17 protein-coding genes are annotated in these 18,199 nt (G+C 65.4%); 12 read left to right on the plus strand and 5 right to left on the minus strand.

Annotated elements, in window-relative coordinates; all coding sequences use genetic code 11:
- Positions 1-150: 150 nt before the first annotated feature.
- Positions 151-1,404 carry an OprD family porin gene (locus V0R59_RS29785; protein ID WP_330075416.1) on the minus strand — a complete coding sequence of 418 codons (1,254 nt, stop codon included), beginning with the start codon at positions 1,402-1,404 and terminating at the stop codon, positions 151-153.
- 173 nt (positions 1,405-1,577) lie between these two features.
- On the opposite strand from V0R59_RS29785, the gene V0R59_RS29790 reads away from it, so the two are divergent.
- Both V0R59_RS29790 and ppnN read left to right on the plus strand, forming a co-directional pair.
- Positions 1,578-2,786: a Bcr/CflA family multidrug efflux MFS transporter gene (locus tag V0R59_RS29790; RefSeq protein WP_330075417.1), complete on the plus strand. Its 1,209-nt coding sequence runs from the start codon at positions 1,578-1,580 to the stop codon at positions 2,784-2,786.
- Between the two features lie 163 nt (positions 2,787-2,949).
- Positions 2,950-4,323 (plus strand): nucleotide 5'-monophosphate nucleosidase PpnN, encoded by a 1,374-nt coding sequence (gene ppnN / locus V0R59_RS29795; RefSeq protein ID WP_330075418.1) that lies wholly within the window; start codon positions 2,950-2,952, stop codon positions 4,321-4,323.
- Positions 4,324-4,419: 96 nt separating this feature from the next.
- On the opposite strand, the gene V0R59_RS29800 is transcribed toward ppnN, so the two are convergent.
- On the minus strand, positions 4,420-4,857 hold the full coding sequence (locus tag V0R59_RS29800; RefSeq protein WP_330075419.1) for a hypothetical protein: 438 nt from the start codon (positions 4,855-4,857) through the stop codon (positions 4,420-4,422).
- A 138-nt stretch (positions 4,858-4,995) separates the two neighbouring features.
- Here V0R59_RS29800 and V0R59_RS29805 point away from each other — a divergent pair, with 138 nt between their 5' ends.
- The 5 genes from V0R59_RS29805 to V0R59_RS29825 all read left to right on the plus strand — a co-directional run bounded on the left by V0R59_RS29805 (position 4,996) and on the right by V0R59_RS29825 (position 8,557).
- Positions 4,996-5,283, plus strand: coding sequence for a hypothetical protein (locus V0R59_RS29805; protein ID WP_330075420.1), 288 nt, complete (start codon positions 4,996-4,998; stop codon positions 5,281-5,283).
- A gap of 106 nt (positions 5,284-5,389) precedes the next feature.
- A complete protein-coding gene (locus V0R59_RS29810; RefSeq protein ID WP_330075421.1) occupies positions 5,390-5,914 on the plus strand; it encodes a DUF3455 domain-containing protein in 525 nt (174 codons plus the stop codon).
- A gap of 66 nt (positions 5,915-5,980) precedes the next feature.
- Positions 5,981-6,514 carry a sigma-70 family RNA polymerase sigma factor gene (locus V0R59_RS29815; RefSeq protein ID WP_330075422.1) on the plus strand — a complete coding sequence of 178 codons (534 nt, stop codon included), beginning with the start codon at positions 5,981-5,983 and terminating at the stop codon, positions 6,512-6,514.
- Entirely contained in the window at positions 6,511-7,215 is a 705-nt protein-coding gene (locus V0R59_RS29820; RefSeq protein ID WP_330075423.1) for an anti-sigma factor, read from the plus strand. Before V0R59_RS29815 ends, V0R59_RS29820 begins: the two co-directional genes overlap by 4 nt.
- Positions 7,216-7,408: 193 nt before the next feature.
- On the plus strand, positions 7,409-8,557 hold the full coding sequence (locus tag V0R59_RS29825; RefSeq protein ID WP_330075424.1) for an HPP family protein: 1,149 nt from the start codon (positions 7,409-7,411) through the stop codon (positions 8,555-8,557).
- On the opposite strand, the gene V0R59_RS29830 is transcribed toward V0R59_RS29825, so the two are convergent.
- Together V0R59_RS29830 and V0R59_RS29835 are read right to left on the minus strand one after the other, a co-directional pair.
- Positions 8,554-9,417: a LysR family transcriptional regulator gene (locus tag V0R59_RS29830; protein ID WP_330075425.1), complete on the minus strand. Its 864-nt coding sequence runs from the start codon at positions 9,415-9,417 to the stop codon at positions 8,554-8,556. The genes V0R59_RS29825 and V0R59_RS29830 overlap by 4 nt on opposite strands.
- A gap of 183 nt (positions 9,418-9,600) precedes the next feature.
- Entirely contained in the window at positions 9,601-11,085 is a 1,485-nt protein-coding gene (locus V0R59_RS29835; protein ID WP_330075426.1) for an aldehyde dehydrogenase family protein, read from the minus strand.
- 260 nt (positions 11,086-11,345) lie between these two features.
- Between V0R59_RS29835 and V0R59_RS29840 the strand changes: the two genes are divergently transcribed.
- The 4 genes from V0R59_RS29840 to V0R59_RS29855 all read left to right on the plus strand — a co-directional run bounded on the left by V0R59_RS29840 (position 11,346) and on the right by V0R59_RS29855 (position 16,558).
- Entirely contained in the window at positions 11,346-12,515 is a 1,170-nt protein-coding gene (locus tag V0R59_RS29840; protein WP_330075427.1) for a p-hydroxyphenylacetate 3-hydroxylase oxygenase component, read from the plus strand.
- Between the two features lie 73 nt (positions 12,516-12,588).
- Positions 12,589-13,533, plus strand: a complete 945-nt coding sequence (locus V0R59_RS29845; RefSeq protein WP_330075428.1) for a p-hydroxyphenylacetate 3-hydroxylase reductase component — start codon at positions 12,589-12,591, stop codon at positions 13,531-13,533.
- Positions 13,534-13,720: 187 nt separating this feature from the next.
- Positions 13,721-15,814: a TonB-dependent siderophore receptor gene (locus V0R59_RS29850; RefSeq protein WP_330075429.1), complete on the plus strand. Its 2,094-nt coding sequence runs from the start codon at positions 13,721-13,723 to the stop codon at positions 15,812-15,814.
- An 18-nt stretch (positions 15,815-15,832) separates the two neighbouring features.
- Positions 15,833-16,558 (plus strand): DUF4198 domain-containing protein, encoded by a 726-nt coding sequence (locus tag V0R59_RS29855; RefSeq protein WP_330075430.1) that lies wholly within the window; start codon positions 15,833-15,835, stop codon positions 16,556-16,558.
- A 54-nt stretch (positions 16,559-16,612) separates the two neighbouring features.
- On the opposite strand, the gene V0R59_RS29860 is transcribed toward V0R59_RS29855, so the two are convergent.
- A complete protein-coding gene (locus tag V0R59_RS29860; RefSeq protein WP_330075431.1) occupies positions 16,613-17,002 on the minus strand; it encodes a VOC family protein in 390 nt (129 codons plus the stop codon).
- Positions 17,003-17,118: 116 nt separating this feature from the next.
- Between V0R59_RS29860 and V0R59_RS29865 the strand changes: the two genes are divergently transcribed.
- A complete protein-coding gene (locus tag V0R59_RS29865) occupies positions 17,119-17,940 on the plus strand; it encodes a class I SAM-dependent methyltransferase (RefSeq protein WP_330075432.1) in 822 nt (273 codons plus the stop codon).
- The last annotated feature ends 259 nt before the right edge of the window (positions 17,941-18,199 follow it).

Below are 18,199 nucleotides of genomic sequence, written 5' to 3' on the forward strand. Positions count from 1 at the left end.
GGGGGGGGGGGTACCCCGGCTACCCGGTTGTGTATCCCCCTACCGTAATCGGGGGTGACCCCGCTCCCACAGGGCCCGGACGGCCGACCATTGTGCCCCGTCCTGAAACAAATCCTGAAGATAAAACCCGTATTTACGTTTTTTCTTCCCTCACCACAGCGCCACGGTGTAGCCAAGGATCAGGCGATTCTCATCGATATCCGTAGTCAACCCGCCGCTGGAGCGGAACGTCGCATTGCGCAGCCGCACGCTGAAATTCTTCAGCGGCCCGCTCTGTACCACATAGGCGATATCGGTATCCCGTTCCCATTCCTTGCCGCCGCTGACCGTCGCCGTCTCGATGTTCCTGCCGTTCACGTAGCGGGTCATGAAGCTCAACCCGGGCAGGCCGAACCCGGCGAAGTTGTAGTCGTAGCGCGCCTGCCAGGCATCGGTCTCGGCCTTGGTGAACACGTTCACCGTCACCAGGTTGACCGAGTACGGGTCCAGGCCCGGATAGGCGAAATCACCCTCGCCGGAGAGGTTCTGGTAGCCCAGGCCGAACTTGTGGGCGCCGACGCCGAGGGTCAGCATGCCGTTGAAGAAGCGGTTGTCGATCTTGCCGCCATCGACCCGGGCGGCCGAGCGCAGGGCGTCATGGCCGGTTTCGCGGGTGTCGAACCAACGCAGGTCGCTGCGCAGGCTGACGCCGTCGGCCAGCGGCAGGTCATGCACCAGGCCGGCGTAGTGCTGGCGGTAGATGTCCTGCATCTCGGCGTAGTAGTAGCTCAGCGCCAGGCGCGGGGTCAGGGCGTAGGTGCCGCCGGCCAAGTCCAGGTGGCTGCTTTCCACCCCGGCGTAGCTCATCTCGTCGTTGCTGGACGAATCACGCAGGTTCTGCTTGTCCAGGCGTCCGACGTTGAGGGTCAGGCCATCGATGTCCTGGGAGGTGAGCAGGCCGCCGCTGTAGGTCGACGGCAGCAGGCGCACATCGTTGATCGCCGCCACCGGCAGGGCCGGTTGCAGGGTGCCGAGCTTGAGGGTGGTCTTGCTGATCCGCGCCTTGGCGGTCAGGCCCAGCTCGCTGAAGTCATCCACCGGTTCCTGGCTGGCACCGAAGGGCAGCAGGCCGGTACCGCGGCGGTCGCGACTGGAATCGAGCTTGATGCCGAGTTCGCCGAGGGCATCGACACCGAAGCCAACCGTGCCTTCGGTAAACCCGGATTCCAGGCGCAGGATGAAGCCCTGGGCCCATTCCCGGGCCTGGCTTTGCGGCGCGTTGTCCTGGCGGAAATCACGGCTGAAATAGAAATTGCGTGCTTCCAGGCTGCCCTTGCTGTCCTTGATGAAGTCGGCCTGGGCGAGCAGTGGGACGAGGGCGGCGCACAGGCCGGCGGCCGTGCGATAACGGGGAGAAAGAGACATCGATGGCATACCTTTTGTTTTTGTTTTGGCGTACTGAGGGCCAGCCCGTATCTGTCGGGCGCGATCTATAGTTAACATGTTATCTTTTGTTTCGTGAAGCCCTTTTGCTAAGCGCACGGATAAAATTAAGATATTAACGTTATGCCTTGTCCTTCCCTGTTTCCGGAGCCGCGATGACGCACTCTTCCAATCCGGGGCGGCTGATCGTCCTGCTCGCCGCGCTGGTGGCCTTTGCGCCGCTGTCCATCGACACCTACCTGCCCAGCCTGCCGGCCATTGCCAGCGACCTGGGCGCCGACGCCGCCCATGTGCAACTGACCATCAGCCTGTTCCTCGCCGGCCTGTGCCTGGGCATGCTGGTCTACGGGCCGTTGTCCGACCGCTACGGCCGTCGTCCCCTGCTGCTGGGGGGCATGGGCCTGTACCTGGTGGCGACCGTGGGTTGCATGCTCTCCGGTTCGGTGGAGCAACTGGTGGCCTGGCGTTTCTTCCAGGCCCTCGGCGGGGCGGCAGCATCGGTGCTGGCGCGGGCCATCGTGCGTGACCTGTTTCCCCTCGGCGAAGCGGCCAGGGTGCTGTCGCTGATGCACCTGGTGACCATGCTCGCGACCCTGGTCGCACCGCTGCTGGGCAGCGTGCTCATGGACCTCAACGGCTGGCGCACGGTGTTCTTCGCCCTGCTGGTGTTCTGCGCCTTGTGCCTGCTGGCCTCGGCCTGGAAGATCGGCGAGACCCATGCCCGGGACCTGCGTGGCGAATCCCTGGGCCAGGTGTTCCTCGCCTACTGGCAGATCGCCCGACAGCCGCTGGCGCTGGGTTACATCCTCTGCATGGGCCTGGCCTTCGGCGGCATGTTCGCCTTCATCACCGCGTCGCCGTTCGTCTACATGGAGTACTTCGGCGTTTCGCCACGGGGCTACGCCTGGCTGTTCGGCCTGAATATCGCCGGGATCATCGTCATGACCCTGGTCAACGCGCGCCTGGTCAGCCGCCTCGGGCCGCTGCGCATGCTCGCGGTGGGGGCGGCGCTGGCCGGGATCGCCGCCGTCGGCCTGCTGGCGGCCGGGTTGAGCGGGTGGGGCGGGCTGGCGCTGATCGTCGCCTGGGTGGTGGTCTATGTCAGCGTAACCGGGCTGCTCGGCGCCAACTGCGTGGCCAGCCTGCTGGCGCTGTACCCACGCCAGGCGGGGGCGGCGGCAGGGTTGGCAGTGGCCTGCCAGTTCGCCCTTGGCGCGGCCTTTTCAGCCGTGGTCGGCGCCCTGGCCGATGGCACGCCGCGGCCGATGTGCCTGACCCTGGCAGTCGCCGGGCTCGGTTGCCTGCTGTGCTACGGCCTGATTGCCCGGCGCAGTCGCCTGCAGTCCGTCAGCCAGGCAGCCTGAGTTGCCTTTACCGGTCTTCACCAGCGTCCATACTCAGTGAACCCCGGGCGCGTTTGCCTGACGCCCGGGCACCTGTTACAAACAGGTGCGACACCCGCGCGTGCGGCGTTCACAACAGCGGTGCCACAGACGTTCGCAGGCACCGAACAGCATGGAATCCAGAATGACCCAAAGACAGGTAATCAATGCTTCGGTCGCCCCCAAAGGTAGCCTGGAGACGCTTTCCCAACGTGAAGTCCAGCAATTGAGCCAGGCCGGCTCGGGCAGCATGTATACCCTTTTCCGCCAGTGCGCCCTGGCCATCCTCAACACCGGCGCCCATGTCGACAATGCCAAGACCATCCTCGATGCCTACAAGGACTTCGAGGTCCGTTTCCACCAGCAGGACCGCGGCGTGCGCCTGGAACTGCTGAATGCGCCGGCCGACGCCTTCGTCGACGGCGAGATGATCGCCAGCACCCGGGAAATGCTCTTCAGCGCCCTGCGCGACATCGTCTACACCGAAAGCGAGCTGGACCGCCTGAACATCGACCTGGACAGCTCCCAGGGCATCACCGACTACGTCTTCCAGTTGCTGCGCAACGCGCGCACCCTGCGTTCCGGCGTCGAGCCGAAGCTGGTGGTGTGTTGGGGCGGGCACTCGATCAGCAGCGAGGAATACCAGTACACCAAGAAGGTCGGCCACGAACTGGGCCTGCGCAAGCTGGACATCTGCACCGGCTGCGGCCCCGGCGTGATGAAGGGGCCGATGAAGGGCGCCACCATCGCCCATGCCAAGCAGCGCATGAGCAGTGGCCGCTACCTGGGCCTGACCGAACCCGGGATCATCGCCGCCGAGGCGCCGAACCCGATCGTCAACGAACTGGTGATCCTGCCGGACATCGAGAAGCGCCTGGAAGCCTTCGTCCGTGTCGGCCACGGCATCATCATCTTCCCCGGCGGTGCCGGTACCGCCGAGGAATTCCTCTACCTGCTGGGCATCCTCATGCACCCGGACAACCGCGACCTGAAGTTCCCGGTGATCCTCAGCGGCCCGCGCAGCGCCGAGCCGTACTTCGAGCAGTTGCACGCCTTCATCGGCGCGACCCTGGGCGAGGCGGCGCAGGGCCTGTACCAGATCATCGTCGACGATCCGGTGCAGGTGGCGCGGGTGATGACCGAGGCGCTGAAGGAGGTCAAGCAGTTCCGCCGCGAGCGCAACGATGCCTTCCATTTCAACTGGCTGCTGAAGATAGAGGAAAGCTTCCAGCGTCCGTTCGACCCGACCCACGCCAACATGGCCAGTCTGCAGTTGAGCAAGTCGTTGCCACCCCACGAGCTGGCGGCCAACCTGCGCCGGGCGTTTTCCGGGATCGTGGCGGGGAACGTGAAGGACAAGGGCATTCGCCTGATCGAGGAGCATGGACCGTACGAGATCCATGGTGATGCGCAGATCATGGGGCCGCTGGACAAGCTGTTGCAGGCCTTCGTCGAGCAGCACCGGATGAAGTTGCCGGGTGGGGCGGCATATGTGCCTTGCTACCGGGTAGTGGCGTAGGACTTCAGGGCCTCATCGCGGGTGAACCCGCTCCCACAGGACCGGCGCACGCAGGACCTGTGGGAGCGGGTTTACCCGCGATAGGGCCCTGAGCTTTCACACAAAATCCCCGTCAGCCATCAATTGCAGGCTGCCATCAGCCTGCTCTTTCACCAAGCCACTGGCCAGCAACAGCGGCCTGACCCGCACATGCAGGCTCGGCTCGACGAAGGCCTTGACCGCCTCCAGGTCGAGGCTGCCATTGGCCGGCATCTCTTCCTTGTTGTACGACAGCCAGGCCTTTTTCAGATTGCCCAGTACATCGGCCGCCGTGGTGACGGCAAACCGCCGGTGCAGCGGAATGCCGTTGAATTCGAAGCTGTGGGCAAAGGCGTAGGCGCTTTCGTCGTTCGCACTTTCCTTGCAGCGCGCGCAGACACAACGGCCATCACCGAAGGCATTGCCCAGGTAGGTATTGAAGTCCACCACGGGCTTCAGGCTCAGGCGCTTGTCGACTTCGAACAGGTCGCCGGTCATTTTGGCTTCGGCACTCACGGTCTTCTCCTTTTGCGGGTCTTGCAGATTCAGCCCGGCACGATACCAGCGCACGCGGCGCAGCGCTCGCTTTCGTGATGGTCGGGCGTGGCTTATCCTGTACGGTCTTTACGATCCCGCCCAATCCGGAGCTCCAGCATGCAGAAGTACACCGCCACCGTAACCATCAGCGCCGAGCAGCGCGACGACGTCGAGGCTGTCGAGAACACCGGCGTGCAGGTCTCCCTGGAGGCGGTGTCGGAAACCCTGAAGAAAGTCCACTTCAACGGCACCCTGGCCGCTCCCGACAGCCCCACCCATATCTGCGTCACCCTGGACAACGGCCTGACCTACTACGGCGAGATCCTCAACGGCCATGCCGAGCTCGAATACGGCTGGATCGCCTTCGAGTCGGACATGCTGACCCCGGACGAACTGGGCCTGTAACGCCAGGTTTTTTTTTCATCGAGCTGCATCCAGTCGGCGTTCTCGCCCGTAGAACCAACAGCAGCGATCACGCTGCCCGACCGATCATCCGACTGGAGTCCTGCCCATGAACGTCAAGTCCTGCTTCCTGCTGAGCGCTTCCGGCCTGCTGCTGAGCGCCAGCCTCCATGCCGCCACCGCCGTGCCGGACAGCATCAAGGTGCCCGATGGGCACAAGGTCGCCCTGGAAACCACCGGGGTCGGCCAGATCACCTACGAGTGCCGCGACAAGGCCGATATGCCCGGCCAGACCGAGTGGACCTTCGTCGGGCCCAAGGCGGTGCTCAACGATCGCAGTGGCAAGGCGGTCGGCGATTACTTCGGCCCGCCCGCCACCTGGCAGGCGAAGGACGGCTCCAAGGTCACCGGTACGCAACTGGCGGTGGCCCCGTCGAGTGCGGGCAACCTGCCGTATCAGCTGGTCAAGGCCAATCCGGCCGAGGGCAGCGGGGCGATGAGCGGAGTGACCTATATCCAGCGTGTCGCGCTCAAGGGCGGCGTGGCCCCGGCCAAGCCCTGCACCACGGCGGACAAGGGCAAGCGGGAAGTGGTGGGGTACCAGGCGGATTATATTTTCTGGACCGCCCGCTGAATGCCGGTGGCCGGGCCTGGGGTGGTCTAGGCTTGCAGCCGTAATGACCACGCGACGGCGAGACCTGTGACCTCATCCCTGCCTGCGTTCGATCACCAAGCCCACCTGGCGGCCTGCGCAAGCGGCGACCGCCAGGCCTTGCAGCGCCTGTACCAGGAGGAGGGCGCCCACTTGCTGGGCGTAGCCCGCCGTCTGGTCAAGGACACCGCCCTGGCCGAGGACGTGGTGCACGATGCCTTCATCCGCATCTGGACCCGTGCGGCGACCTTCGATCCGGCGCGTGGCAGTGCCCGGGGCTGGATGTTCAGCATCACCCGGCACCTGGCCCTGGACTTTCTGCGCCGCCATGAGCGCGATGTCGCGCTGGAAGACCAGGCCGGACCGGACGCTGACGGCGGCGAGATGGAGGGGCCGCTGCACAGCGGGCGCCTGGGCGCCTGCCTTGAGCAACTGGAGCCGGTGCGCCGCAACTGCCTGGTCCAGGCCTATGTCGAAGGCTTTTCCCACGCGCAGATCGCCCAGCGTATCGGCGCCCCGCTGGGCACGGTGAAAGCCTGGGTCAGACGCAGCCTGGCTGCCTTGCGCGAGTGCCTGGGATGAACAGCGACGAACTTGACGATATCGAAGCACTGGCCGGCGAATACGTGCTCGGCACCTTGCCGCTCGCCGAGCGTCAGGTGGTCGCGCGCCGCCTTGAGTACGACGTGCCGCTGCGCGAAGCGGTCGATGCCTGGGAGCGCCGCTTGCAGTCGATGCAGGCGCTGGCGCCGGCGCAGACGCCTTCCGACTATCTGTGGCAACGCGTCGAACGCAGTATCGATGCCTTGCCCGTCGCGCCCGTCCGTGCGCCCCGCGAGCGCTGGTGGCAACGCCCGGCGCCCTGGCGCTGGACTTCCGCCATGGGCCTGGCGGCCAGTGTGTTGTTCGCCGTGCTCTGGGCCAACCAGCCGCCGCCGGCCCCGGCGACCTGGATAGTGGTGCTGGTGGCGCCACAGGACAAAGCGCCTGGCTGGGTGGTGCAGGCTCGCGACGCCCGGCATGTGCAACTGATTCCCCTGGGCATGACCAGCGTGCCCGCCGACAAGGCCCTGGAGTTCTGGACCAAGGCCGATGGCTGGAGCGGCCCGGTGTCGTTGGGACTGGTCAAGCCGGGGCGCAGCGTCGATGTGCCACTTGAGGCCCTGCCGCCGCTGGAAGAGAACCAGCTGTTCGAACTGACCCTGGAGAGCCCGACCGGCTCTGCCACCGGCAAGCCCACCGGGCCGGTGCAGTTCATCGGACGTGCGGTCAAGGTGCTGTAACGGGCGATACTGCAAAAAAAATGCACTGAAACAGCATTTTTTTCCGTTTGAGCAAGGCAAAGGTTTTATTCAAACTGCCGGCCATTCTTTCCATCTCCAGGGAAGGAGCTCTTTGCGTATTGCCCCCTCGCGATACAAAGTCCGCCCGATGTTGGGCGGGCTTCTTTTATCCAAACAGGTGCCTGGTCGTCACATGTCTAGTCGTGGTCCGAGTCGCTGGTTCGATCGCTTCATCCCCGTCGCCTTGAATATCCCGCCCAAAGAATGGTTCCGCGCCGCGATCGGCGCCCTGCTGGCCGTGGCCGTGGCTGGCAGCGTGACCGGCTACCTGTTCGGCAGCCCGGTGGCCTTGCACCTGATGGGGCCGCTGGCAGCCTCGGCGGTGCTGTTGTTTGCCGTGCACTCCGGTGCGCTGTCGCAGCCCTGGCCCTTCGTCGGCAGCTACCTGTGCGCCGCGGCCATCGGCCTGGGCCTGCATCACTGGATCGGCCCCGGCTTGCTGGTGGCCTGCATGGCCTTGCCGCTGGTGATCCTGCTGATGTGCCTGCTGCGTTGCCTGCACCCGCCGGGTGCGGCGCTGGCGGTGAGCCTGGCCCTGGCCGACCCGTCGCTGGCGGCGATGGGGTTCAAGGTGGTCGAGCCGGTGCTGCTCAATGCCGTGATCCTGCTGGCCCTGGCGACCGTCTACAACCGCCTGACCGGGGTGCGCTACCCGAAACTCGCCGTCGTGCAGAAAACCACCCACGCCACCAGCGACCGGCCTGCCAGCGAGCGGGTAGGGGTCAGCCCGGGCGACCTGGACCAGGCACTGGAAGAGATCGGCGAGTTCGTCGATGTCACCCGCAATGACCTGGAGCGGATCATCGGTGCAACCCAGCGCCACGCTGTGCAGCGCAGCCTGGGCGGAATCAGCGCAGCCCGGGTGATGTCCCGCGACGTGCAGTTCGCCACGCCGCAGACGCGCCTGGACCAGGCCTGGAAGCAGCTGTCCGGGCATCGCCTGAAGAACCTCCCGGTGCTGGACGAGGCCGGCAAGCTGGTGGGCATCGTCAGCCTCAGTGACCTGGTGGCGCCGGCCATGGCCCAGGCCAGGTTCAGCTGGCGCGGGCTGTTTGGCCGGGCCAGGGCGGTGACCCTGGCGCAGATCATGAGCGAGCCGGTGATCACCGTGGACAGCGATCGCCCGGCGGTGGAGCTGATTCCGCTTCTCTGCGACCGCGGCCTGCACTGCCTGCCGGTCATGGAGCAGGGCAAGGTGGTGGGCGTGGTCACCCAGACCGACCTCATCGCTGCCCTGAGCCAGCATCTGTTGACCCAGGAGCCGGTGGCCAAGGCCGCCTAGATCAGCGGGTCCCAGCGCTGCGACCAGTCGGCGTCGCGTTCTACCACTTCGCGCAGCAGTCCGAAGGCCTGGCGCAGTACCGCCGAGTCGCGCTCGCGCGGGTAGACCAGCCAGGTCGGATAGGGAAACTCCGGCGCCTGTGGCACCCGCTGCAGCACGCCGCGCTCCAGGTAGCTCTGCACCACCCGGGTGCGGAAGTAGCCGCTGCCGCCGTGTTCGAGGATGTACTGCAGGGCCAGCGGGCCGAGGTTGAAGCTCAGTGCCGGGCGCGCGCATTCCGGCAGGGCCGCGTCGTGCAGGCGGCGGAAGGCCTCGCCCCAGTCGATGTAGACGTAGGGCTCCGGGTTGCGGGCCAGTTGAATGCGGATCAGCTTTTCCTCCAGCAACTGCTCCACTTGCAGGCCGGGGCTGTAGACCGGCTGATAGAGCAGGGCGGCGTCCAGGGTCCCGGCTTCGAGCCTGCGCAGCAGGGATTCGCTGTCGTTGACCTCGCAGCGAATGGCGTGGCTGGGCAACTGCTCGTGCAGCACCCGCGCCCAGTCCAGCATCAACGGGTTGCACAGGCTGACCTCGCCGCCGATGCGCAGCACCTGGCTGCGCCCGTCGGGTAACGGCAGGTCGCGGCGCGCCGCTTCCCAGGTGTGCAGCAGTTGCGTGGCATAGGGCACGAAGGCTTCGCCGTTGGGCGTCAGGCTGGCGCCGGCGCGGCTGCGGAGAAAGAGCGTGCAGTCCAGTTGCTGTTCGAGCTTCTGCACCCGGGCGCTGATGGCGGTCTGGGTCAGGTGCAGGCGTTCGGCGGCGGCGACCAGGCTGCCGTGGCGCACGATTTCGAGAAAGGTCCGGGCCAGCTCGATGTCCATGGGGGCACCTGGGGAAATGAAGCTGGGGATTTTAAGGCTTTGTCATTGATTTGGGTGGAAAGACATTCTCGGGAGCGCCGCAAAACCCTGTGGGAGCGGGTTTACCCGCGATTACGGTAGTTAATTCTCCTACGCAATCGCGGGTGAACCCGCTCCCACAGGGTTAGCGGTGTACTTGCGAAATCAGTAGCGGATCATCACCGACTTCAGCTCGGTGTAGTCCTCGATGAAGGCATCGCCGAACTCGCGGCCCACGCCCGAAGCCTTGATCCCGCCGAACGGTACCGCCGGGTCCAGCAGGGTGTGCATGTTGACCCACAGGGTCCCGGCCTTGACCTGCGGGATAAGGCGCATGGCCTTGCCCAGGTCGTTGGTCCACAGGCTGGCGCTGAGGCCGTAGGGGCTGTCGTTCATCAGCGCCACCAGTTCTTCCTCGTCGTCATAGGCGAGGAAGGTGGCGACCGGGCCGAAGGTTTCCTCGGTCATCAGGCTGTCCTTGGCCGAGTTGGCCAGGATCACCGTCGGTTCGACGTAGCAGCCCGGGCCGTCGATCAGCTTGCCGCCGTGGATGATCCGGCTGCCTTCTTCGCGGGCCTTGGCGAACAGTTGGCCGAGCTTGGCCTGGTGCTGCTTGTTGGTGACCGGGCCGAACTCGCTGGCTTCGTCCAGCGGCGAGCCGATCTTCAGCTGGCCGAGGCGTTCGCTCAGGCGGCTGGTGATGGCGTCGATCTGCGAGCGGTGCACATAGAAGCGCTCGGCGGCCGCGCAGATCTGCCCGGAGTGCAGGAAGCCCGCTTCGATGATGCCATTGACCGCAGTTTCCACGTCCACGTCCGGCAGGAAGCCCGCCGCGTTCTTGCCGCCCAGTTCCAGGGTGGCGCGGGTCAGGTTGGCGGCCATGGCGGTCTGGCCCACGGCGAGGCCGGTAGGCACCGAGCCGGTGAAGGAGACCTTGTCGGTATGTGGGTGTTCGATCAGCGCCTTGCCGACGCCGCCGGCACCGGTGACCACGTTGAGCACGCCTGCCGGCAGGCCGGCGTCGATGGCCAGTTCGGCGATGCGCAGGATGGTCAGCGGGGTGAACTCGCTCGGCTTGATGATCACGCTGCAGCCGGTGACCAGCGCCGACGCCAGTTTCCAGATGGCGATCATGGTCGAGAAGTTCCACGGCACGATGCCCACCACCACGCCCACCGGCTCGCGTAGGGTGAAGGCGCTGTAGCGCTCGCCGTTGAACGATGGCAGCGACGGGGTGATGGTCTGGCCGTTGATCTTGGTCGCCCAGCCGGCGTAGTAGCGCAGGAAGTGCGCAGCCTGGGTCACTTCGAAGTGGCGGGAAATCTGGATCAGCTTGCCCGACTGGCAGGTCTCGATCTGCGCCAGTTCCTCGCAGTGCTGTTCGATCAGGTCGGCCAGCTTCAGCAGCACGCTGCCACGCACGGCGGGGGCGGCTTGCGACCATTGGGCGAAGCCCTGGCGGGACGAGGCGACCACCGCATCGATATCGCTGGCGCTGGCCTCGCCGACGCGGCTGATGACTTCGCCGCTGGCCGGGTCGATCACCTCCAGGTGGCGACCGCCGCTGGCGGGCTGCGCGCGGCCGTCGACAAACAGGCCGTGGTCACGCTGGAAGAAGGCCTGGACGGCGGGCAGAAGGGCAATGCTCATGTCGGATGTACCTGTGCAAAGAGGCAAAGCCGCACCCTAGCGCAGGCTCGCGCGGGTGACTTGACTGTGCCTGCCATGGCGACATGACCGGGTCTGCCAGTCAGGCCGACGACAGGGCAGTGTGCGCCATGGAAAGTACAATTTTGTCTGTGGAAGGTGCATTTTCAGCGTTCCCGACGCCTCCCATACTGGCCCCGAATCCGCCGCAGTCGCTGCCACAGGTAGCTCAGTCGGACATCCAATAATAAGCAGGGCCTCCCATGAAAAAGCCAAACCCGCTGCTCGAAGACCTCAAGTCGGTACTGCCGACCATCGCCGCCAACGCCCCCCGTGCCGAAAAGGACCGCATGGTCCCTGCCGAGAACATCGCCCTGCTCAAGGGTATCGGCCTGCACCGTGCCTTCCTGCCGAAGGCCTACGGCGGCATGGAGATCTCCCTGCCGGAATTCACCGATTGCATCGCCCTGCTGGCCGGTGCCTGCGCCAGCACCGCCTGGGCCATGAGCCTGCTGTGCACCCACAACCACCAGCTGGCAATGTTCCCGGCCAGGCTGCAGGAAGAAATCTGGGGCGTGAACCCGGACCACACCGCTTCCAGCAGCATCGCGCCGTTCGGCCGTGTCGAGGAAGTCGAAGGCGGCCTGCTGTTCAGCGGTGAAATGGGCTGGAGCAGCGGTTGCGACCATGCCGAGTGGGCCATCGTCGGCTGCCGCCGGGCCAACGCCGAAGGTACCCAGGACTACTGCTTCGCCGTGCTGCCACGCAGCGATTACGAGATCCGTGACGACTGGTACGCCGCCGGCATGAAGGGCAGCGGCACCAAGACCCTGATCATCGACAAGGCCTTCGTCCCCGAGCACCGCATCCAGAAAGCCAAGGACATGATGGAAGGCAAGTCCGCCGGCTTCGGTCTGTACCCGGACAGCAAGATCTTCTACACCCCGTACCGTCCGTACTTCGCCGTCGGCTTCGCCACCATCAGCCTGGGCATCGCCGAGCGCATGCTGGAGGCCTTCCGCGAAAAAACCAAGAACCGCGTGCGTGCCTACACCGGCGTCAGCGTCGGCGCCGCGACCCCGGCGCTGATGCGCCTGGCCGAGTCGACCCACCAGGTCGCCGCCGCCCGCGCCTTCCTCGAAAAGACCTGGCAGGACCACGCCGACCACGGCGCGCGCAAGGAATACCCGAGCCGCGAGACCCTGGCCTTCTGGCGCACCAACCAGGCCTATGCGGTGAAGATGTGCATCCAGGCCGTCGACCGCCTGTACGAAGCCGCCGGCGGCACCGCCTGGTTCGAGAGCAACGAGCTGCAACGCCTGTGGCGCGACTCGCACATGACCGGTGCCCATGCCTACACCGACTACGACGTCTGCGCGCAGATCCTCGGCCGTGAGCTGATGGGCCTGGAGCCTGACCCGAGCATGGTCTGATTCGCGACCGTTCTTCTCTCTCTCGCATAACAACAAATCACGGTTGCCCGCATGGGCAGCCGGGGAGTCTTGCATGTCCAATGAAACCGTTGCGGCCTTCGACAGCCGCGCCTTCCGCCGCGCCCTGGGCAACTTCGCCACCGGCGTCACCGTGGTCACTGCCGACGATGGCGCGGGTAACAAGGTCGGCGTCACCGCCAACAGCTTCAACTCGGTGTCCCTCGACCCGGCCCTGATCCTCTGGAGCCTCGACAAGCGTTCCACCAGCCTGGCCACCTTCGAGGCGGCCAGCCACTTCGCGGTGAACATCCTCGCGGCAGACCAGATCGACCTGTCCAACAACTTCGCCAAGCCCCGGGACGATCGCTTCGCCGGTATCCCGCACCAGGCCGGGGCGGGCGGGGCGCCGATCCTGCTGGACTGCTCGGCCAACTTCCAGTGCGAGAAATACCAGATCCTCGACGGTGGCGATCACTGGATCATGATCGGCAAGGTGGTGCAGTTCGAAGACTGTGGGCGTTCGCCGTTGCTGTATCACCAGGGCGCGTACTCCATGGTCCTGCCGCACACGCGCATGACCAAGCGTGAGGAAGGCCAGCCGCCGAGCAGCAATTTCCAGGGGCGCCTGAGCCACAACCTGTACTACCTGATGACCCAGGCCCTGCGCGCCTACCAGTCCAGCTACCAGCCGCGCCAGCTGTCCAGCGGCCTGCGCACCAGCGAGGCGCGGATGCTGATGGTGCTGGAGAACGATGCCGGGCTGAACCTTGCCGACCTGCAGCGTGAAGTGGCGATGCCGGCGCGGGAGATCGACGAGGCGGTGGCCAACCTGACCCGCAAGGGCCTGGTCAGCGGTAGCGAGGAGGGCGGCAATGTGCGCCTGACGGTCAGTGGCATCGACCAGACCGAGGCACTGTGGACCATTGCCCGGGAGCAGCAGGACAAGGTGTTCGGGCAGTTCAGTGAAGAGCAGATCGAGACCTTCAAGACTGTTTTGAAGGCTGTGATTCGCGGGTGATTTGACTGGCCTCATCGCTGGCAAGCCAGCTTCCACAGGGATCGCATGCACCGCGGACCCTGTGGGAGCTGGCTTGCCAGCGATGAGGGCCTGAAGCCATGCACTGAAAGCCAATCCCCCACAAACTAGATGGTGTCATTTTGCTTCTGAATTGTTATGTTATTACATCAATAATTCAGGTGCCCCCATGTCCTCCGCCTTCGCCAGACTTTCCCTCGGCCTTTCTGCCAGCCTGCTTAGCCTGCCCACCCTTGCCGAAGAGCCGATACTGCTCGATGCGCTGAACATCAACGACCGCCGCATCGAAGAACGCGCCGACGGTCCGGTCCAGGGCTACCGCGCCACCCGCTCCGCCACCGCCACCAAGACCGACACCGATATCCGCGACACCCCGCAAGCCATCAGCGTGATCCCCGCGCAGGTGATGGAAGACCTCGACACCACCCGCATCGACCGCGCCCTCGACTTCGCCGGCGGCGTGACACGGCAGAACAACTTCGGCGGGCTGACCTTCTACAACTACAGCGTGCGCGGTTTCACCACCGGCGAGCTGTACAAGAACGGCTTCGCCATCAACCGCGGCAGCTACAGCGCCCCGGACATCTCGACCATCGAGCGCATCGAGGTGCTCAAGGGCCCGGCCGCCAGCCTCTACGGCCGCGGCGACCCCGGCGGGCTGGTGAACATCGTTGGCAAGAAACCCCAGGCCGAGGCCTTCACCACCTTCAAGGCCAGCGCCGGCAGTTGGGACCGCTACCGCAGCAGCCTCGACGTCAACACCCCGCTGAGCGAAGACGGCCGCGTGCTGTCGCGGGTGAACCTGGCGGTGGAGGACAACGGCAGCTTCCGCGATCACGTCGACGGTCGCCGCGCCATCGTCAGTCCGTCGCTGAGCTGGCAATTGAGCCCGGACACCCTGCTGTCCATCGATACCGAGTTCTCCCGCACCGAATCGGTGTTCGACCGCGGTATCCCGGCAGTGAATGGCGACCTGGGTCCGGTGTCGCGCTCGACCTTCCTCGGCGAGCCAAACGACGGCCATATCCGCAATGACAACCAGACCCTCGACCTGGCCCTGGAGCATCATCTCGACGACAACTGGAAGCTGCGCCTGGCCAACCACTACACCCAGGGCACCCTGCGCGGCAACAGCTCGGAGCCGTCGCGGGTGGTGGGCGACCGCATCAGCCGCTTCTACCGCGAGCGCGATTTCGAGTGGAACGACAACATCACCCAGGCCGAGCTGCACGGACACTTCGAACTGCTCGGCTGGCAGCACCAGAGCCTGATAGGCCTGGAGTACGAGAACTACCGCAATAGCCAGAAGTATCCGCAGAGTGCCACGGGGTTCGGCTACGGCGTGGATATCTACAATCCGGTCTACGGCCAGCCCAAGCCGGCCATCGTCAATCCCAACGATTTCTTCGAGCAGACCGAGAGCCATGCCCTCAACCTGCAGGACCAGATCGCCTTCACCGACCGTCTGCGCGGCCTGGTCGGTGTGCGCCTGGAACATATCGAGCAGACCGCGCTGAACCGCACCACCCGGGTCAGCAACAGCCAGGAAAAGGACGTTGCCACGCCACGGGTCGGCCTGCTGTACCAGCTGACGCCGGAAGTCGGCGTGTTCGCCAACGCCTCGACCTCGTTCAAGCCCAACGCCATGGGCACCCGTGGCCAGGTGTACAAGCCGGAGAAGGGCATCGGCTATGAAACCGGGCTCAAGCTCGACCTGTTCGACAGCCGTATCGGCGCGACCCTGGCGTTGTTCCATATCGACAAGGAAAACGTCATCACCACCGATGCCGCGGGCGACAGCATCGCCGCCGGCAAGGCGCGCAGCCAGGGCGTGGACCTGCAGTTCAGCGGCCAGGTGACCGATGCGGTGCGGGTGATCGGCGCCTACGCCTGGATCGATGCCGAGGTGACCAAGGGCGATGCGGCCCTGCCCAAGGGCAGCGACCTGCTCGGCGTGCCTCGCCACAGCGGCAGCCTGATGGCGGTCTACGAGTTCCAGGACGGGGCCTTGCGCGGTTCCGACTTCGGCGCCTCGGCCAACTATGTCGGCGAGCGCTCCGGCCAGGCCGGCGGCAGTTTCCGCTTGCCGTCCTACAGCACCGTCGACCTGCTGGCCCACTACAAGGCCAGCGAACAGCTCAGCTTCGGCCTGAACCTGAACAACCTGTTCGACCGCAAGTACTACGAGCGTGGCTACAACGCGGCCTGGAACCTGCCTGGCGATCCGCGAAACCTCAGCCTCAGCCTGACCTATTCCCTCTGATCACGATAAGGACATGCAATGAAAAAGCGACTGACTCCCTGGCTGCTGGCCGGCCTTTTCGCGGCTGCCGGCAGTGCACAAGGCCATGGCTTGTGGACCGAACAACGTCGCGGGGCGATCGAGGTGGTGTATGGGCACGGCGCCGAGGACAACGTGTTCAAGGCACAGAAGATCAGCAGTGCCTGGGCCTGGGACGGGCAGGGCCGGCAGATCCCGGTGACCGTGGAGCGCCTGGCCGACCATGCCCGCCTGAAACCGCTGCGTGCGCCGGCCGGTGTGGCCGTGGTGCTGAACAACGGCGCGTGGTCACAGACCCCGGACAAGAAATGGGTCAACGAGGACCGGACCAAGGTCCGTGATGCGATCAGTTCGATCCACACCTGGAAGTACAGCCTGGCGCTGTACCGGGAAGGCGCGACGTTGCCCGCGTTGAAGGCCCTGCGCCTGGTGATCGTGCCGCAGGTCGACCCGCTCAAGGTCGGTCCGGGCAAGGCGCTGCCGGTGCAGGTGCTGCTGGATGGCAAGCCGGTGGCGGGGGTGGAACTGATCGGCGATTACCGTGGCGCGCCGCACCAGGTGGCCGCGACCACCGACAGCGAAGGGCGGGCCAGCGTGGTGGTGCGCAATGAAGGCCTGAACATCATCGCCGCCAGCGTCACCCGGCCACTGGCCAAGGATGCGCCGACGGCGGAGGAGGGGTTGTTCACCTCGCTGACGTTCCTTGGTGAGCCGCATCACGAGTGAGTCCGGAAATGTGGGGGCGGATGGATCCGCCCCCGCAGGGACCGCGGCCAACCCTCAGCCCACCGACGTGCACAGCTCCACGAGTATCCCCGCAGGACACCTGACCCACGACACCGTCTGCCCCCACGGCTTTACCTGTGGCGCCTTCAACTCCACCGCCCCGGCCGCCAGCGCCCGGGCATGGGCCGCCGGCACATCATCGGTCAGCAGCCCCAGTTCCATTCCCAACGGTCGCGCACTTTCGCTGGCCGCCAGCACGCCGCCTTCGAAATTCGCCTCACCCAGTTCCAGCGAGGCAAACGCCAGGGTCGTCGCCCCGGTTTCCAGCTCGCCATAGTCCCCGGACTCATGCAGGAAGCGCTGTTGCAGCCCGAAGGCCTTCTCGAAAAAGCTCAACGACGCCGCGACATCCGCGACGTAGGCGATGGTGTATCCCAGTTTCATGCAGGTCTTCCTTGAGTGACGAAGCTGCCGTTATACCGCAATGCGGCATCCGGCACATTGCCAGCTTCGATGGGCCGCACTATGGTGGACGCGGACCTGGACCAAAGGAGCTGACCATGGCCGATTCACTTGCCCTCAACAAAGCCAGCTGGGACGAACGCGCGCCGCTGCATGCCGCGTCTGGCGATTATGAAGTGGCGACCTTCGTCGCCGATCCCGCCCACCTGTCCGAGGTGGTGCGTTTCGACCTGCCGCTGCTGGGCGATATCGAAGGCCTGCGCGGCCTGCACCTGCAATGCCATATCGGCACCGACACCCTGTCCCTGGCCCGCCTCGGCGCGCACATGACCGGGCTGGATTTTTCCGCAGGCTCGCTGGAACAGGCGCGGGGGCTGGCCGAGCGCTGCGGGCTGCCCATCGAGTACGTGGAAGCCGATGTCTACGCCGCCTGCTCGACCTTGCCGGCGGCCTCGTTCGACCTGCTCTACACCGGTATCGGCGCGCTGTGCTGGCTGCCGGATATCCAGCGCTGGGCCGGCACCGTGGCGACCCTGCTCAAGCCGGGTGGGCGGCTGTTCCTGCGTGAAGGGCATCCGATGCTGCTGGCGTTGAACGAGGATCACCAGGACCGGCTGGTGGTCGATTATCCGTACTTCGAGCGGCCCGAGCCGACGGTGTGGATCAGCGACCAGACCTACGTCAGCACTGATGCCAGCCTGCTCAACACCGAGACCCATGAATGGAACCACGGCCTTGGTGAAGTGGTGAGCGCCTTGCTCAGCCAGGGCCTGCGCATCACCGGCCTGGTGGAACACGACAGCATTCCCTGGGAGGCCTTGCCGGGGCAGATGAGCCGGCGGGACAATGGTGAATGGCAACTGGACAGCCAGCCTTGGCGGTTGCCGTTGAGTTATACCTTGCAGGCGGTGAAGGAGTAGGGCTGATGGCCTCATCGCTGGCAAGCCAGCTCTCATAGAACAAACCATAACCCGTTGATTTAAATGCCCCCGTGGGAGCGAGCTTGCTCGCGAACGGCGGCGAAGCCGTCGCAAAAACTGAGTCCGCAGTTTGCCAGGCAGACCGAAGTGGATGGCTTTGGGGCCGCTTTGCGGCCCTTCGCGAGCAAAGCTCGCTCCCACAATAAATGACTGTTCTCTGCGCGACAGCGCGGCCAGAAAGGCTGGGTGGACTCCCACA

The sequence above is a fragment of the Pseudomonas ulcerans genome (assembly GCF_036324125.1).
In the GTDB taxonomy this organism is placed as follows: Bacteria; Pseudomonadota; Gammaproteobacteria; order Pseudomonadales; family Pseudomonadaceae; genus Aquipseudomonas; species Aquipseudomonas ulcerans.

Coding starts and splice junctions, on each gene's coding strand:
- V0R59_RS29840 (WP_330075427.1), top strand. CDS start 11,346: ATGAAAAAGCCAAACCCGCTGCTCGAAGACCTCAAGTCGGTACTGCCG.
- V0R59_RS29820 (WP_330075423.1), top strand. CDS start 6,511: ATGAACAGCGACGAACTTGACGATATCGAAGCACTGGCCGGCGAATAC.
- V0R59_RS29805 (WP_330075420.1), top strand. CDS start 4,996: ATGCAGAAGTACACCGCCACCGTAACCATCAGCGCCGAGCAGCGCGAC.
- V0R59_RS29825 (WP_330075424.1), top strand. CDS start 7,409: ATGTCTAGTCGTGGTCCGAGTCGCTGGTTCGATCGCTTCATCCCCGTC.
- V0R59_RS29830 (WP_330075425.1), bottom strand. CDS start 9,417: ATGGACATCGAGCTGGCCCGGACCTTTCTCGAAATCGTGCGCCACGGC.
- V0R59_RS29845 (WP_330075428.1), top strand. CDS start 12,589: ATGTCCAATGAAACCGTTGCGGCCTTCGACAGCCGCGCCTTCCGCCGC.
- V0R59_RS29785 (WP_330075416.1), bottom strand. CDS start 1,404: ATGTCTCTTTCTCCCCGTTATCGCACGGCCGCCGGCCTGTGCGCCGCC.
- V0R59_RS29855 (WP_330075430.1), top strand. CDS start 15,833: ATGAAAAAGCGACTGACTCCCTGGCTGCTGGCCGGCCTTTTCGCGGCT.
- V0R59_RS29810 (WP_330075421.1), top strand. CDS start 5,390: ATGAACGTCAAGTCCTGCTTCCTGCTGAGCGCTTCCGGCCTGCTGCTG.
- V0R59_RS29790 (WP_330075417.1), top strand. CDS start 1,578: ATGACGCACTCTTCCAATCCGGGGCGGCTGATCGTCCTGCTCGCCGCG.
- V0R59_RS29865 (WP_330075432.1), top strand. CDS start 17,119: ATGGCCGATTCACTTGCCCTCAACAAAGCCAGCTGGGACGAACGCGCG.
- V0R59_RS29850 (WP_330075429.1), top strand. CDS start 13,721: ATGTCCTCCGCCTTCGCCAGACTTTCCCTCGGCCTTTCTGCCAGCCTG.
- V0R59_RS29835 (WP_330075426.1), bottom strand. CDS start 11,085: ATGAGCATTGCCCTTCTGCCCGCCGTCCAGGCCTTCTTCCAGCGTGAC.
- ppnN (WP_330075418.1), top strand. CDS start 2,950: ATGACCCAAAGACAGGTAATCAATGCTTCGGTCGCCCCCAAAGGTAGC.
- V0R59_RS29860 (WP_330075431.1), bottom strand. CDS start 17,002: ATGAAACTGGGATACACCATCGCCTACGTCGCGGATGTCGCGGCGTCG.